The sequence below is a fragment of the Yersinia sp. 1252 StPb PI genome, assembly GCF_048593885.1.
GTDB lineage: Bacteria > Pseudomonadota > Gammaproteobacteria > Enterobacterales > Enterobacteriaceae > Yersinia > Yersinia enterocolitica_E.
This window is the reverse complement of sequence record NZ_JAZGQE010000132.1, coordinates 1-13811: the sequence shown is the minus strand read 5'-3', so window position 1 is coordinate 13811 and position 13811 is coordinate 1. Positions and strand designations below refer to the sequence as shown.

The window sequence follows — 13811 nt, the reverse complement described above, 5'->3', positions numbered from 1 at the left end:
ATGTTCCCTTTTACAAAGTTCCATTCTATTACTAATAAAATTGATACCCTGATTGTGAAAGAGTTAAAGAATAATTCACCCAAAAAATACTGGTCTTTTTGGCTTTCAGATCTCATTGCAAAGATTGGTATGTACGGAGCTTTTTTTCTTATTGGGACTTACATTATTCTTGGGTTTATTATGCAATTTAATAGCATGGAAGTACCTGAGCAATTAGTAAAAGGCTTTGTAAATCCAATAATTTTATTGCTTCTAGTTGGTGTCATTGCAGGGTTTGTTAGAGCTAAATTCTATTCTGAGCTTGAAGCTATGGTTTTGGATATTTGGCAGGTCTACGTTAACGGTAAATATTGATTTCGGAGAGTAGTGTAACGACTATGCTGTGTTCTACGTGATAGTTACACTGCTCCCAACGCTATCAGCGGCCTCTCACTATACTTACCTGAAAATCCATCAGACGATCAATAATCCGTGTCAGCCCGGCATGAATATAGTCTCTTTGCATGGGGGTAATATTTTCATCGGTATTTAGCATCTTAGTGAAGTTTTCCACACTTTCTCGCCATGAATTGAATGATAGATCCAGTTGAGCTACCTGCCCATCAAATACCGCAAGGTCGTTTTCCTGATAAGAGAGATAGCCCCGTTCCAGCGTGGCGGCCGTAGTCAGTATTTTCTCCATGACTTTCTTATTCGTGTCAGATAACTCAGTCATACCGTCATAAGACCAAGAAGCTTTTTGGCTCTCCTGTTCAAATGCAGTTTCCATTATGAGTGCATAACGGTAAAACCCCGGATATTCCTGCGTTAATGCGATCAGTTCTTTATCGGTGGTTCCGGTCCAAATTTGTTGAAGTTCGGGGGTATAGCCCATCATGTGGTTGATAACCAGGTGTGGCTCTTTGATCCCACGAACGTCCAGCTGTTGCAAATGTTGATCCATTTTTGCCGCCATACGGCGAAAGTCTACCATTTTCATTGGTTTTCCCTCTTTACAGACTGGGTAAGGATGAATGCGCTACCGGCTCCAATACGACGGTATGGTGCTCCAATGCACTGTTGATAACCCGTGCGTGAAGTGAATACGCCGCCATAACCTGAATAAATGTCATTGTGTCACCAATAATACGAAACGGGACGGGGTGCAGGTGACGACCATCGGCGGTAAAGGCGGCATTAAGCGTGGATTTTTCGACGTAAAAGCCATTATCCTGAGACGGTGTGGGTACAGTTCCTGATTTCCATTCTCGACTGTCCATCACATAATTGTCCCAGCCTTGATCTTTCAGTGTCTCAGTGGCGTAGGTGAGTCGGAACAGGTCTGATTGGGCGGCCATATTGCCACTACAGGAGCGCCACAAATATTCCAAATGGTGGCGTAGTTTACCTGCTGCGGCATATTTACGGCCTCGTTCGAGTAACCAGGTAATGTCGATAGCGACACTTTTTGGAAACCGCTTTTGCTTTTGTGCAGTAGCCAGCCAGCGGATAAGAAACAGATTATCTGCGTAGGGCGTTCTCGCCATGCCATCCTGACGGGCTATGGCAAGCGCCACCAACGCACAAAAGGCGAGGTGGCTTAACGCTAAAGTGGTATTTTCCGGTGAGTCCGGTTCAATGTTATCTAACAACGTCTTCCCTGCCCGTCATTTGGGATAATTAATGGCGGATTTGTGCCAGATCGTCAGCGGTCAGACCTGTCATTTTCATAACGGAGTCGCGATCGAGGCCGCTGGCCAGCATGGAGCGGGCAATTTTCAGTGCAGCATCCCGTTCGCCTTCCAAACGCCCTTCTTGACGTCCTTCTTGTAGCCCTTCCTGGCGACCTTTTTCGATCCCTTTTTGTTCGAGTTTTTGTGCAATCGTCATCAATACCTCCTCGTGCTGTGGTGAGCGGCGCGCCAGCTCCCGAATAAAGTTTTCCGGCGCCGCCGTGTCGCCAACCTGCAACATGTAATTCATCAGCGATGTCAGCTGCTCATTATTAGTGTAACCGGCAAGCAGCAACGTGACCAGTTGTTCCATTAGCTCGGCAAGGTCACGCTGACGAACGTGCTTTTGCAGCAATTCCAGGATGGCCATACGCCGGTGTGTCATGATTTCATCATCAGAAATGACAGTCACGTCAACCAACGGAAAATCATTACTGTAGAGTTGTTCCGCCAGTTCCGGTTCACTGAATTCTTGCAGCCAGCTCATTGGGTAAGGATAAGGTGTCACCTGGCCATGATAGAATAAAATCGGAATAACCAAGGGTAGTTTATCGTTACCGGCATCGAGGTGCCGCTGCATGGCGGCGATAGCATATCGCATCATACGAAAGCCCATATGCTTGTCCGGGGAACTTTGGTGTTCTATTAGTGCGTATATGTAACCGTCACCCTGCCCCGCTTTAAGGGAATACAGTACGTCGGAGTAGTAGGCACGCAGATCTTCTTCGATAAATGAACCGGACTCCAGTCGCAGGGTGCTTAAGTCGCACGCCTGGCGTAATGCTGGCGGTAGGTGTACTTCCAGAAAGTCGCGAGCGGTTTCTGGGTGCGTCAAAAATTGTTTAAAAAGCGCATCGTGCGGTGTGGGTGTCGTTTTCATTGGCCAATAGTAGCATAGTCATTGATAACACGGATTTTAGCGCCATAGCGTGAAGAATACTGTGGTTAATTCCATATTTTCCCCGTTTCCTGATGCACCACATCCAACTCGACATAACAATATCGCATCTCAGCGGCATAGGCTGCATCACGGTTTAGTTCATCAACCAGTTCATCCAGCTCTTGTTCGGTTTCATAAGGAACTCGCAGGATATAGTCGTTGCCTTTTGGATCGGGCTTTTCCATATCAAAGCTCCAGTTCCATTCATTTTCGATATCAGTCCTGACTTTCGATTTACCTATGACATATTTGGTATTGTTTTCAACGCGTAACTCGATGAGTAACGTCGCTATCTTTGGGGTTTGAGGTCCAATGCTGTAAAAAACCACGCTAAGAGTTTAATTCTTTGTTTGTGTTGAAATTTAATGGTCTTAGTTCGCCCTTCAGAATATCTTCCGGTAACGAAAACGTATAATGTCCCAGCATATTTATATGGCCATGTATCAGCGGCGATAATCTTGCTAGATGCTCCTCCTCAGGAGTCTCCCCCGATTTGCGAAGATGTGACAACGCCTCCTGCATGTAAAGTGTGTTCCACAGCACAACCGCATTGGTCACCAGGCCCAGAGCACCTAGTTGATCTTCCTGACCTTCACGGTAGCGTTTTCTGATCTCGCCTCGTTGTCCGTAACAAATGGCTCGAGCCACGGCATGACGTCCTTCTCCCCGGTTGAGCTGAGTGAGTATCCGGCGCCGGTAATCCTCATCATCGATATAGTTGAGAAGATACAAAGTCTTGTTGACCCGGCCCACCTCCATAATCGCCTGAGCCAGACCAGATGGTCGGCTACTTCTCAACAGTGAGCGTATAAGCTCTGATGCATGGATGGCCTCAAGCTTTAGTGAGCCCGCCATTCGCATCATTTCATCCCATTGGGATTCTATTTTCGACAGATCAACACATCCCCGGGCCAGCTCATCCAGGGAACCATAATGTGCCGTTTTATCTGCCCGCCAGAATATCGTCCCGCCTGCATCGGCCAGACGAGGCGAGAACTGGTAGCCCAGCAACCAGAACAGGCCAAAAATGATATCGCTGGATCCTGCCGTGTCCGTCATAATCTCTACCGGATTCAGCCCGGTCTGCTGCTCCAGAAGCCCTTCCAGTACAAAGATGGAATCACGAAGCGTACCGGGAACGACAATGCCATGGAAACCGGAGTACTGATCGGAGACGAAGTTGTACCAGGTGATACCGCGTCCTGAACCAAAGTATTTACGGTTTGGCCCGGAATTAACCGTTTTCACCGGTGTGACAAAACGCATACCATCTGCGGAGGCAACTTCACCACCTCCCCAGTACCCCGCGAGCGGCAGCGTGGACTGAAAGTCAACCAGCCGTGCATTAGCCCTGACCAGCGTTTCTGCCCTGAGATAATTTTGCTTAACCCAGCTCAGACGATGGCGAGTAAGCGCGGGAATATTATGCTTTATCAGAGGTTCATGCCCGATATTGCAGGCTTCAGCCAGCAGTGTTGCACACAGACTGATGTCGAGATCCTGCGCCCGGGCACCTGATTCACTGACATGGCTGAATTCGCGGGAAAAACCGGTTCGGGCATCTATTTCAAGCAACAGTTCGGTCAGATCAACGGGTGGGATTAGTTCTCTTACCCGACGGTTCAATTGTATCAGTGCCGGCGGCTCATCCAGTTTATCCAGACTGCTGATCGTCAGTGAGGGATGCTTACCTTCATTGCTTATGCTGACCGCACTGTTACAGGCAAAACGTGAAGCCACTGATTTCCATGTGTCATCAAGTCGCGTAGCCAGTTGCTCTGCTGCTTTAGTTCCGTCTGATGAATGACCCAATGTCCGACATACCGGGATCCGTTGTGCCTGCCATTCAGCTCCCTGAAGCAATTTCTGACGTGGGTCGCCCCATCGATCACTGTTCTCCAGCCAGAGATCACGACGGCGCAAAGAGTCCTGAAGACGCTCGAGAAGGCACAAAGAGTAACCCGCGCGTAGAATCCTGCCATCCCTGTCGTATACCAGACGTTTCCATGGGCCGGAAATGATGTGCTCTGGTGCATCGTCGAGAATTCGCTTTTTTGAGCCACTCAGTTCGGTCATATAATTGATTGCTGACAACGTTTGCTCCCCGGCCGGGGCAGCCTGAAAGTGTAAGTCACGCAACATAGCGGAGAAAAAGCGCTTCACCCGCCCATATTGTTCCACCATTTCATCCTGAAAATGAGTATCCTGCGGGCGTGCCAACTCATTTACCTTGCCGACAGATTGAACCAATTTGTCCTTCGGTATGCGGCGAAAAATAGCCTGCCGTAGAGCTGCCTCATCGGTGCTCTCATCAAGTAATAGCGTACATGCCCGCGCCAGTAATAGTGCTGCACGATCAAGATCCTTCAGGGTCCTGAGCCGCTTTTTCTGGCCGATACTTTTCGCTGAGCGCGTGATATTCAGTATCAGCATATCCAGCACATCCACGGCGTCGTCAAGCGCCGAAATTTCCTGCGCTTTCACAAATGCAGTAAGCACGGCCAGTCGTCGTTCTTCAGGCATTCTAGCTATGTATTTTACCGAAGCCATTCCGGCGTAACGGGCTAAATTGCGCAGCTGGATGGCCGGCAGACCAGAGAAATTCAGCCGGGAAAACTCCATGCTACGCAGTCGGGTATATCGCTCAAGAGCATCTGTAAAGACCGGTCCACTGATAGTGACTGGACCTTTTCGCATCTCCTCCAGCACGGATATACGCTGCCCCTCAGGTATTTCAAGTAAACCGTCCAGTTGTGCTTTCTGCCAGCTGTCAGGCAACAAAGCCAGCATCCGCCACAATCGACGACTTGCCCGTTCACGTATTTCGCCAATTAGCCTTGTCAGCGTTGAGGCGGCGGGTAGCAGGATCTTATTTTGCAGCAACCATGCGGTGGCAAAATCAAACAGCAGGCCAGGGCGCTCATTGCTGAGCCAGGCACGGGTGTAGAGCAGACGCTTAAGCCTGAACGTCCAGGGGAAATCACCAAAATCATGATAACCATAATGGAGCTTGATAAGTCCCTGATGCTCCCAGCGGGTATTTTCTCTCTCAGCATAACGGGAAAGAATTTCCAGTCGGCTGATGTTCAGCTGCGTAGCAATGTAAAAACGGATAATAGAGGGGATTTGAAGATGATTGGAAAGAAATGTTCCCAGGAAGCGCGCGGTCGTCAGCTGTAAAGCAATCCCCAGCCGATTATGCTCTCCACGTCGCAGGTTGATAAAAGCGAGGTCACGTTCATCCAGATGAAAATACCGGGCTAACTGAACCTCATTTGGCTCGGCCACATAGCGACCATAGTTTTCTGTCTGCTCACAGGTCAGAAAATCATCACTCATCGCGCATCCTTACGTAAATAGTCTTCTGCCCTATTTTAGATAGTCTCAGATATTATAAGTTTTGAGACCTATCTAAATGGGTATAAACATGAGTATCAAAAATCGTATTTTATGCTTTATGATACTACGCAGTATCAATATCGATTTGTGAGACCAATATGGCATTACTGGGATATGCGAGAGTATCAACCAGCCATCAGAAACTGACGNTGCAAATTTCTGAGCTGAAATCTGCCGGGGTCAGGGACGATCGCATTTTTACTGACATGATGTCGGGAGCCACAGACGCGCGCGAAGGGTTGCAGCGGCTGCTGGCACGGGCAGAAAAGGATGACGTCATCCTTTGTACCAAAATGGACCGTATGGGCCGTAATACCGCTGATATGATCCACATTGTGGATGCCTGCTATAAAAAGGGGATCGCCATACGTTTTCTGGAAAACGGCCTCAGTACCGAAGGAACTATAGGAAAAATGGTGATACAGATTCTGGCCGCCGTGGCTGAGGCAGAACGGGAACGCATTCTTGAGCGTACCAATGATGGCCGAGTGATAGCTATGGCTGCTGGCGTTAAATTCGGGCGAAAACCCCATAGTAAATCTGTGATTGCCCTGCAATTTATACATCAAAAAATGACGGCTGAAGCCGTGATGAACAAAACGGGGATTTCGCGGGCAACCTATTATCGTTTGAAAAAAGTAGCACTGAATCCTTTTGAAATCGACATTAAAGAATGAGCCAGTTCATTCATTTCAGTAACAAAATTTTATTCCGGTATCAGGTTGCCAGTTTTTAAAACTATCCTGATTTCTTAGCTTCCGCTCAGGCCTTTTCGTGATCAACAGGCACAGGACCGCGGAATGCCCGGCGCCATTCGCTTGGACTGACGCTGAATTTCGCCTTAAAACTCTGGCGGAAAGAGATCGGCGACTGAAACCCGGCCATGTCAGACACGCTTTCAATACTGCTGTCCGTAGTTTCCAGCAGTTCCTGGCTTCTCTGAAGACGCTCAGCGTTTAGCCAGTCACCCAGCGTTGTCCCGGTTGCCTTAAAAAAATGACGGGTAAGTGTCCGCCTACTCATGCTGACAAACCCTGCCAGCGAGTCGAGATCGTGCGGCTTATCAAGGTTGCGCCGCAGATATTCAATCAGTTCGTTCATTCTGTTATCCCGCGTTGATACCGGGACCGGACGTTCAATAAACTGGGCCTGACCACCCTCCCGATAAGGGGGAACAACCATTCTTCTTGCAACCCGGTTAGCAACCGCCGAACCGTAATGATCCCGGATAATATTCAGGCAGCAGTCAATGCCGGCGGCGGTGCCGGCAGAGGTAATAAGGCGTTCATCGCTGGTATACAGCGAGTTGCTGTCCAGACGAACCGCGGGAAATCGTTCAACGAAGTCCTGTTCGAACTCCCAGTGTGTTGCGGCCCGGTGCTGATCCAGCAAACCGGAATAGGCCAGCACGTATGCACCGAGACAAAGCCCAACCACTTCTGCGCCGCGCTGCCATGCGCTTATCAGCTTATCAAGTAACGCCTGAGAAGGTCGCTCTTCCGGATGATTCCAGTAAGGCACGATAATAATGTCTGCGACGTCAAGTAGCTCAAGGCCATGTTCCACGTTGATTGACAGCCCCATATCTGACAGGACGACGCCCCGTTCTTCAGTACAGATTTCCACGCTGAATAAATCCGGCTGCGGCATAGACTGTCCGAAAATAATACAGGGTACTGAAAAGTGAAACGGGCTGAATCCGGCAGTGGCAATCACGGCGACAGTCAGTGCAGACATAATGTTAACCTTACCGTAAAGGATAACCACCGGATAACCGGCGGAAAAATTGCTGATTTTGACTGACCAGAGGATAACAGGTGACCTTTTGGAATGGCACTCTTCCCCTGAATCAGCCTAAGTAGTTTATCAGAAAGCCATTGTCTCACCGTCTGCAGGAATAAGGACTTTATCTTCAATGCCGTGTTCAAGGGAGAACTCGCGTAACTCTGCACGGGTGAGAAGGCAATGGTTGATTGATTCCATGTGAGAGGCCACGATGGTCGCAGTCGGCAACATTTTAAGCGTACGCAACGTGTCCTCTTTGCCCATGATGATCGGACCGTACAGGTCGTTGACCGCATAGCCGGTATTGAGTACCACAATCTCCGGCTTGAAGCGCTGCAGGCTTTTTACATAAGGCTTAACCCAGACGGTGTCACCGGCGATATAAAGCGTTTTTTCATCATGATGCGTGAAGACCAGCCCGCATGCGTCACCCAGTAAATCACCCCATTGGGCATCGGCGTACAGTTCGTTACTGCCGTGCTGGCCGTCAGTTTTATAAATCGTCAGTCCGTCAACAAAATGATTTTCATCTTTCAGAGCGCGGACGTTAAGAAAGCCCTGAGAACGGATTAGCGCCGCGTCGCTCTCATCCTGCGTATAAATAAGCATGTCTTTGGGAACAGTCTGCTGCGCTGTTTCGTCCCAGTGATCGGTATGAGTGTGGGTCAGGATAACGGCATCAACAGCCAGTAAATCTTCTACAGGCACAGGCAAGGCAACCATGGGATTACGCAGGTGCGGGCGAGCATTCCCGGCAAAACCATCCCAGGCTTCCTTTTCTGCCAGCATTGGGTCGATAAGGAATTTTTTACCGGCATATTGCAGCACGAGAGTGGCATTGCGGATTTGCGTTAATTTCATTGATTGCTCCAGTGATTCATTAGATTTTGAGGCTCAGCCACTGCGTTAGGCGTAATCAGGCTGGGTGGCTGTGAGTGGCTTTACTATAAGAGGAGGAAGGGAGAGGCCGTGACATGCTCACAGGTCATTAGTCGATGGAATCAGGTCAATCGCTGTGGCTCAGTTTTGTACTGGCATTATTTCCTCTGTTAAATGGGTTGTTCAAAGGTAATAGAAAAAAGGGATCAAAAAGGGAACAACCAGCGTCGTGATCCCTCCCATCAGAACAGCAAGAGGGACATAAGCCGCACCACAGTATTTTTCAATAACTGGCAACGTCACATCAAGAGCCGTCGAACCGGATATAGCGATGGCGGCGTTGCTGTAACCGAACCGCGAAATCAGCGGAATGAGCATCAGCGCAGATATCCCGCGAAACAGATCGCTCAAGAAAGCCACTGTTCCTAACAGAGGATTGCCCATTTTGGTGAACAGCGTTCCAGAAAGGGTATACCAGCCAAACCCGGATCCGATCGCCAGAACCTCATGGAGCGGCACGTTGATAAACAATGATGCCAGCGCGGCCCCCATAAAGGATGACAATATCGTGACCAACGTCAGCCACAGGTTGGCTTTGTTTAACAGCACGCGTTTTATACTGATATTCGAATACGATAATTTTACCGCAACGGAAAATATCAACAGATACAGAAGCAAAGAGATAATGCGGTCTGCGTCCAAGTCGAGCATCAACCCGTTGAACCCTAGTACAAAGCCGGCCGCCGCCGTGATTATCTGAGTGAGCGTGGGAAGAAAAATTGACAGCAGATCTGAACGACTGTTCTGCAGGTGTGAAGCAGTACGGGGAGGCCGTTTTTCTCCACTCAGCTTGTCCACAGCGACCAGGGTCATAAAGGTGACCACCGATGTACCTGACGCAATGATCAGAGCATTAAAGCCCGCGACGGCGAGTTGCTCCTTAATATCAGGGATCCCGCCAACCGTGGCCCCCATAAACAACAGAAGCAAATACAGAGACAGCATTGAGATTTTATCAAAGAAGGAAGGGTGACTATTTTTAACGACTTTTTTCAGGTTAAGTCCGCCTGCAAAGGCCAGGAAAATAGGCAGCAGGCTGTATAAGGCGATGAGCATTTTTTCCTCAATAAATTAAGCAGATGTTTATGTGAGTAAACGATCGTACACCGTAGTGGCCACGATAAAGCCAGGGAAGTTATCAAAGAGAGGGCTGTGTTATCGGGTAACAACACAGCCCATATATAGACCTGCAACTTTTACAAACCAGAGGGTTATTTTACGCTGCAGCGCGCACTCAGTCCAAACAGGGCAAGGTCGCTCAGCGCTTTGGTTGGAGCAGCGCACCCTTCAGCAATAATGTGCATCTTCATCCCCAGCCCCTGCGGGGAAAGCGCCGTATGCGTGACACAGTGCTGCGTCATCATGCCGGTAAGATAAATATCAGTAATGCCGTTGTCACGCAGCAGTTGCTCAAGAGGGGTTTCGAAGAAGCTGTCGGCCTCTTTCTTAATGAGAACCGGCGCATCGCCCAGCGCAGCGACAACATCCTGATGAATTTTCGCACCCTCACTGTCAGGCTTGAAGAATGGTGCATCGGCTGTTGCGATATGCTGAATACCGACGATCAACCAGCCTTCCTCACGCGCTTTTTCAATCGCGTTAACTGCGCCTTTACAGGCTATTTCAGGCGCTTCAAGTGGAAAGGATCCGCCTGGGAAATAATCATTCTGGATATCGATAACGATCAGTGCATTTTTCATGTTCAGTCCTTGGGTTTTATTTGTCGAAAGGGTCACAGAGTCACCTAAAAAATAGCAGCTAAACAATCACTCCCGTGATGGGGCGTAAAGTCAAAGTTCGATGCGATCGGGTCAATAATAAAATCTTTTTTGCCTGTGTATTTCCTCATGAGTTCAGGTATTTCGCCCTACGGCAACGGTAAAGTGACCTCATCCTCTGATATCTCACGACGTTTTTTACGTAAAGCCAGCCAAAGCAGTGGCACCGCAAGGCAGAGCACCCAAGGCAGCAAAAGAAGATGCATGGTTTTCCAACCATAAGCATTGAGCAGCGGGCCAGCCCCCAGAGAACAAAGAAGGCTAAAGAGAAAGACGCTCATGTCATTTGCCGCCTGTGCAATCCCCCTCTCACCCGTGGTGTAAGTCGTTGCCAGCAGGCTGGTTCCGCCGATGTAGAGAAAATTCCACCCTATCCCCATCAGGACTAATGCAATGGCAAATATCCCCCACGTGACACCCGAAACAGCAAGAGCAATGTAGGCAAGCATGAGAAGAACGCCCGTCAGCTTAATTTTAATGACACCGAACCGGTCGATCAGTTTTCCCGTGAAAAACGACGGTACGAAACGGCCCAGTATGTGGAGTTGGATCACGACGGCGATTTGTGACAAGTCAAAACCGTAATGCTTCATTGCGATGGGCGTTGCCGTCAGGCCCAGAACCATTATTCCAAATCCGGATGCGCCGGAAAAAAGGGCGACAAGATACGCAGGCTGAGAAACCACTTTTTTCCACGGCCTTGCCGGCACTTGCCCGGAAGGTTCACCGGGCTGGGCCGGTATCTGCAAACGTGCCAATAACAACAGGCCCAGCGAGGCCATTATGCCCATAAAGAGGAATGAGCCTACATACGGCACACTGAACAATACACTGCCGAGACTGGCCAGAAACGGGCCTAACAGGGCTGCTACGACGCCGCCGGCCAGTACCAGCGAAATAGCTTTAGTACGAAATGCCGGGAGTGCCACTTCTCCCGCCGCAAAGCGATAAAACTGCGCAAAAGCCTGAAAGATCCCCAGAAAGAACATCCCGAGACACAGCAGCATGAATGAATGATGGAACATTGCGACCATGGAAATGACTGCCGCAACCATTCCACACAGAGCGCCGGTGATGAAGCCTGTTTTTCTACCTATCCGGCTCATCCATAAAGAAGCAGGAAACATGACTAACACCGTTCCGAGACTCGCCATTGAGAGCGGAACGGTGATCAACGAGGGATTGGGCGTTAATAGCGCGCCGGCCAACCCACCGATGGTCATTATCAGAACCGATATTGACTGAAAGAGGGCCTGAGAACCCGCAAGTATCAGGACTTGCCGATGCATATTTAACATTATTGTGAAGCTCCTGAAGATACTGAAATCAGCTTATAGTGAGTGTCAGACTCTGACTTCCTTACTGTCTGAGAAAGCGTCCTAACGAGCAGAAAACAAAGTGAGTTATGAGGCCTGATAGAGTTCAATCGGGTGATTTTATTCATCCAGATGAGCCAGCAACCTGTGACTATGCCAGTATAAGGAGCGCTGTCATGGCAGGGTGAGTAGCCTGCCAGCCAATCACCAATGGAATTGGGTCAATGTGTAATGTGGATCATAAGAAGTGGGTATATCGGGAAATATCCGCAATCTGAAAGCTCTTAGCGTGGTTTTTTACATCAATGGCCCTCAAACCCCTATGTTACCGGACTGCCCCTTAATGCGACACAACCTCCCTCCGGAGAGCGTTTATCACCGGAGGAACCATTTTATTTGTTGGCTGCCTAACAAACCGGCAGCACAGATTTTGCTAACTTGCCTATGCTAATGCGACAGAGCCATTGGATTAAGTAATATGGATGCGATTTTTACTTTTCTTTTCCAGTCATTATTTCTAACTGAAAATATATTCATGTTTTTTTCATTATACTCAGTAATTATATACGTTTGTTGCGATGCACTCCCAGAAAGATATACTGGAATATCACCAAAGTATAGTTTTGCATCAAATTCGCCAATTACCTTATGATAGTGGCCTGCAAAAATAACCCTAACGCCATATTTTTTGAATATATCTTTCAAGTGTTCACTAGGCCCTCTAACCCAATTATTGGGTTTGTGGACATTTACAATAATATTATACCCTTGGAGTCTTGCATATTTCAACTGATTTTCAATCCAGTTAATATTTGGTGTAACTCCTGCAGCAGATCCTTCCAAAAAACCTTCGCTTATATAATGCATAGTTGGGTCGTTGTTTAGCTGAAGTACAAAAAGATTACCTGGCAATTCTAATGCGTAGTTTTGGCTAGCCACCGCCGCCACGTCATGTCGAGTAATCTTATTCCTAGCTACCTGCATTCTCATATACTTTAACGAATTTCTAAAACATGAATCTAAAAAGCAATCTCCCTGATTGTTTTGAATATCATGATTACCTAACCCAAAATAAAATGGTCTATTTAAAATAGGCATAAGAAAATCATACATTTTTTCCCATTGATAATCATGGCCATAGGCAGTGATATCACCATTAATAGTAACAAAACTATCTGTAGAAATATTGCTATTATAATCGTTAATATCTAAATATTGTGTCAGAATTAACAATTCTGAACGCGCTCTTTTAATATTTTCACTTTCCAATTCACCATTATCGGTCTTGTCCGTCCAGGGATACTGAGGATCAGAGGTAACTATATATGACCATCCGCTTTTTTCTGGCGGTTTAAGATTTGAATCAAAGAGAAATGAGCTACCTGAACCGTTTCCAACTATTACGCCATTTCCGCTTACCTGTAAAGATGGCCAAGGGGAGTGTCCATTTTTTAAAGTAAAAGCGCCATTATTTCCACTTCTAGTGGTTTGCCATAAACGAGTATAAGTGTTTTTCGTAGAATTGACATTTATACCAACCTGCGAACCATTATCTCTATCCCAGAACAAAACGCTTTTTAAATCATTGCTTGGAGAGATTAAATACCCCTGGGATCCATCCCAGTTTGGACCAAAATATCTAATATCCCATATTTGAGATTTTTGAGCACTCCATTCTACCCAAACAGCGTTCCCATTAATAGCTTCTAGTACCTTTCCGCTATCATTAATAATTTTATACAAACCGTCTGGAATGTCGCCTTTGGCAAATTTTTCTTCTTTCATCATCTATTCTCCATGAATGTGGTTTTTTAAGAGAAGTTTATTTTGGTTCTGTCCTGTTAAGGGGAACACCGCAAACAACGGTCCACACTCTGGCGGAACACTGATAGGCTAGGAGTCTCATTCCCTCAAAATGTTTAATTAAATAAAGGCTAAAAAC

General features: G+C 47.7%; 13 protein-coding genes. 2 read left to right on the top strand and 11 right to left on the bottom strand.

Annotated features, from left to right (window positions below; genetic code table 11):
- On the top strand, window positions 1–354 hold a 354-nt coding region (locus V2A85_RS17015; protein WP_420071920.1), incomplete at its 5' end, for a hypothetical protein.
- Window positions 355–418: 64 nt separating this feature from the next.
- Here V2A85_RS17015 and V2A85_RS17010 read toward each other — a convergent pair.
- From V2A85_RS17010 to V2A85_RS16990, 5 genes are all read right to left on the bottom strand, one after another.
- Window positions 419–979: a transposase gene (locus V2A85_RS17010; RefSeq protein ID WP_420071919.1), complete on the bottom strand. Its 561-nt coding sequence runs from the start codon at window positions 977–979 to the stop codon at window positions 419–421.
- Window positions 980–992: 13 nt separating this feature from the next.
- Window positions 993–1631: a DUF2913 family protein gene (locus V2A85_RS17005; RefSeq protein ID WP_420071918.1), complete on the bottom strand. Its 639-nt coding sequence runs from the start codon at window positions 1629–1631 to the stop codon at window positions 993–995.
- Between the two features lie 28 nt (window positions 1632–1659).
- A complete protein-coding gene (locus V2A85_RS17000) occupies window positions 1660–2592 on the bottom strand; it encodes an Rpn family recombination-promoting nuclease/putative transposase (protein WP_075339101.1) in 933 nt (310 codons plus the stop codon).
- A gap of 65 nt (window positions 2593–2657) precedes the next feature.
- On the bottom strand, window positions 2658–2837 hold the full coding sequence (locus V2A85_RS16995) for a hypothetical protein (protein WP_420071917.1): 180 nt from the start codon (window positions 2835–2837) through the stop codon (window positions 2658–2660).
- Window positions 2838–2982: 145 nt separating this feature from the next.
- A complete protein-coding gene (locus V2A85_RS16990) occupies window positions 2983–5991 on the bottom strand; it encodes a Tn3 family transposase (protein WP_420071916.1) in 3009 nt (1002 codons plus the stop codon).
- A gap of 158 nt (window positions 5992–6149) precedes the next feature.
- Here V2A85_RS16990 and V2A85_RS16985 point away from each other — a divergent pair, with 158 nt between their 5' ends.
- Window positions 6150–6728: a recombinase family protein gene (locus V2A85_RS16985; protein ID WP_420071915.1), complete on the top strand. Its 579-nt coding sequence runs from the start codon at window positions 6150–6152 to the stop codon at window positions 6726–6728.
- Between the two features lie 85 nt (window positions 6729–6813).
- Here the strand turns inward: V2A85_RS16985 and V2A85_RS16980 are convergent, their stop codons facing one another.
- From V2A85_RS16980 to V2A85_RS16955, 6 genes are all read right to left on the bottom strand, one after another.
- Window positions 6814–7788 carry a GlxA family transcriptional regulator gene (locus tag V2A85_RS16980; RefSeq protein ID WP_420071914.1) on the bottom strand — a complete coding sequence of 325 codons (975 nt, stop codon included), beginning with the start codon at window positions 7786–7788 and terminating at the stop codon, window positions 6814–6816.
- A 129-nt stretch (window positions 7789–7917) separates the two neighbouring features.
- On the bottom strand, window positions 7918–8697 hold the full coding sequence (locus tag V2A85_RS16975; protein WP_420071913.1) for an MBL fold metallo-hydrolase: 780 nt from the start codon (window positions 8695–8697) through the stop codon (window positions 7918–7920).
- Between the two features lie 201 nt (window positions 8698–8898).
- Window positions 8899–9831, bottom strand: a complete 933-nt coding sequence (locus V2A85_RS16970) for a lysine exporter LysO family protein (protein WP_420071912.1) — start codon at window positions 9829–9831, stop codon at window positions 8899–8901.
- A 155-nt stretch (window positions 9832–9986) separates the two neighbouring features.
- Window positions 9987–10475, bottom strand: a complete 489-nt coding sequence (locus V2A85_RS16965) for an isochorismatase family protein (RefSeq protein WP_420071911.1) — start codon at window positions 10473–10475, stop codon at window positions 9987–9989.
- Between the two features lie 167 nt (window positions 10476–10642).
- Entirely contained in the window at window positions 10643–11851 is a 1209-nt protein-coding gene (locus V2A85_RS16960; protein WP_420071910.1) for an MFS transporter, read from the bottom strand.
- A 465-nt stretch (window positions 11852–12316) separates the two neighbouring features.
- Window positions 12317–13657 carry a metallophosphoesterase gene (locus tag V2A85_RS16955; RefSeq protein ID WP_420071909.1) on the bottom strand — a complete coding sequence of 447 codons (1341 nt, stop codon included), beginning with the start codon at window positions 13655–13657 and terminating at the stop codon, window positions 12317–12319.
- Window positions 13658–13811 lie beyond the last annotated feature (154 nt).